This window comes from Arthrobacter sp. SO3 (assembly GCF_020532825.1).
In the GTDB taxonomy this organism is placed as follows: Bacteria; Actinomycetota; Actinomycetes; order Actinomycetales; family Micrococcaceae; genus Arthrobacter.
Window position 1 is genome coordinate 61338 of sequence record NZ_MQTS01000165.1, and the last position, 2379, is coordinate 63716.

Genomic DNA, 2379 nt, shown 5'->3' on the forward strand with positions numbered 1-2379 from the left:
CTGCCCGCGGCCTTCGCCGCGGAACGGATCGGCATCGACTTCACCGAGGAACAGATCATCACCTCGCTCGAGGACCTCGGCGCCGTCGTCGCACCCACCGGGAGCGGCTGGACCGTGACCGCCCCGAGCTGGCGCAACGACCTGGAAACCAAGGAAGACCTCACCGAGGAGATCGCGCGGCTGGTCGGCTACGACAAGATCCCGGCGTCCCTGCCGGTGGCGCCGCCGGGACGCGGGCTCACCCGCGTCCAGCAGCAGCGCCGGCGCCTGGTCCAGGCCCTGGCGGCTTCCGGCCTCACCGAGGTTCTCGCGTACCCGTTCGTCTCGAAGGCCGCCAACGACACGTTCGGTGTGCCGACGGAAGGGTCGCCGCGGAAGGCCCTCAAGCTCGCCAACCCGATCAGCGAGGAGCAGGGCTACCTGCGCACCTCGATCCTGCCGGGCCTGATCGAGGTCGCCAAGCGCAACCACTCGCGCGGCTTCCGCGACCTTGCCCTGTTCGAGGCCGGGCTCGTGTTCCTGCCGGGCGACACCCTCGGCACCGCCTCGATCCCGCCGCTCGGGATCAGGCCCAGCGATGAAGTGCTGGACGGCCTGTACGACGGCGTCCCGGACCAGCCGCTGTACCTCGCCGCGGTACTGACGGGGCACGATTCTCCGGCCGCCGCCGGCCACACCCCCCGGGCGTGGGACTGGGCGGACGCCCTCGACATCGCCCGGATCGCCGGAGACGTGCTGGGCGTCGAAATTGTGGTCAGCCAGGGCCGGCACCAGGCCTTCCACCCCGGGCGGACCGCGCAGCTGGCGCTCCGCACCGGCGACGTCCTGGGCCATGCCGGCGAGCTGCATCCGAAGCTCCTGGCTGCCCACGACATGCCGGCCCGGTCCGTGGCACTGGAGTTCAACGCGGATGCCCTCTTCGAGGCCGCGGCGGACGTCATCGTCGCCCGGCACATCTCCACCTACCCGGTGGCAAGCCAGGACGTGGCCCTGGTGGTCCCGCAGGAGGTCCCGGCGGAAGACGTGCTAGCTGCCCTGCGCGAGGGCGCCGGGGCGTTGCTTGAGGACGTCGCACTCTTCGACGTGTACGCGGGCAAGGGCATCGAGGAGGGCAAGAAGTCGCTGGCCTTCAGCCTGCGTTTCCGTGCCGATGACCGCACCCTGACCGCCGACGAGGCATCGGCGGCCCGCGAGAGTGCCGTGGCCGTTGCCCACGAGCGCTTCGGAGCAGTCCAACGCTAAAGCCTAGGGGGCACAGAGGGATCCTCGCCGTTTCCGGAGTCACCGTCCGGTCCGTTTGTCTTGCCGACATCGGACCGGACGGCGCGGCTTTCCTCGACCCCGCGGAGCGCGCGCGTGCCGCGGGCATCACGGATCCGCAAACCCGGCGGGACTTCCTGGCCGGCCGGACCGCGCTGCGCGGATTCGCTGCGGAGATCCTTGGAGTGCGTCCTGGTGATTTGACCGCCGACTATTCGTGCCCGGACTGCGGGACCGGGCCGGAGCTTGACCACGGGCGGCCCGGCTACCGTCTGGACGGCGCCTCCGCCGGCCTGAGCCTGAGTCTTTCCCGCAGCCGCGGCTGGGCCCTGCTGGCTGCCGGCCGCGGCCTGGGAACCGATTCTTCGGGTCCCGCGGCAACGGTGGGCATCGATCTGGAGCACAGTTCCGGCGTCGTGTTCCCCGGGTTCGACGACGTGGTCCTCACCCCTGCTGAACGGCAGGTGCTCGCCGGGCTGCCTTTGGACCGGGCGCCCCTGTGGCGGACAGCCGCCTGGTCGCGCAAGGAAGCCCTGCTGAAGGCCCGCGGCACCGGACTGCGGGTAGACCCCGCCTCGGTTGAGGCCTTCGTGGAGCCCCCGGGCACCACCCTCCTGGATCTGGACACGGCCGCACTGGGCCTGCCCGCGGGCTTTGCCGCCGCACTGGCCCTCGTGGGAGCGGTCTAGCAGCCGCGACCAGGCGGGGCCGGCGCTGATAAGGCGCTTTGCCCACCGACCCGGACACCTGTCTTTTGGGGGCTGGCCAGGCTCGGGTTGGTCATCCGTTCCGGTGTCGGGCTGGCACGCAGAGCCGATGTCGATTTTTTGTCGGAGGCTCCCTCTATTCTAAAAGTGTGGATAGCCGGACAGTGTGGAGTGCGGAGAGCAGGGCGGCTTTTGAGGCCGTCGTGGCGTCGGTTGCTGCGCTTGCTGCGTTCGCCGGCACCGGGGCGGACCGTGATTTTGATGCGTTCCGGGGTGTGGATCCGTTGCGGGATCTGGCCGATGACTGCCTGGATGGTTTGGCGGGGGCGGCCCGGCTGGAGGCGAGTGCGGCGGCGTTGAAGGTGCGGCTGGGCGCGGACTACGTGCGGGCCGCCCGGGCCCTGACGCCCCC

The 2379-nt window shown here is 70.9% G+C and carries 2 protein-coding genes and 1 pseudogene; all 3 read left to right on the forward strand.

The annotated features are described in order from the left end of the window. On the forward strand, positions 1–1242 hold a 1242-nt coding region (locus tag BJQ90_RS15705), incomplete at its 5' end, for a phenylalanine--tRNA ligase subunit beta (protein WP_226761156.1). Positions 1243–1460: 218 nt separating this feature from the next. Then, the gene (locus BJQ90_RS15710; protein WP_226761157.1) at positions 1461–1949 is read left to right on the forward strand and encodes a 4'-phosphopantetheinyl transferase family protein; all 489 of its coding nucleotides are present in this window, start codon (positions 1461–1463) and stop codon (positions 1947–1949) included. A 167-nt stretch (positions 1950–2116) separates the two neighbouring features. Next, positions 2117–2379: pseudogene (locus tag BJQ90_RS15715) on the forward strand (endonuclease); the annotation flags it as partial.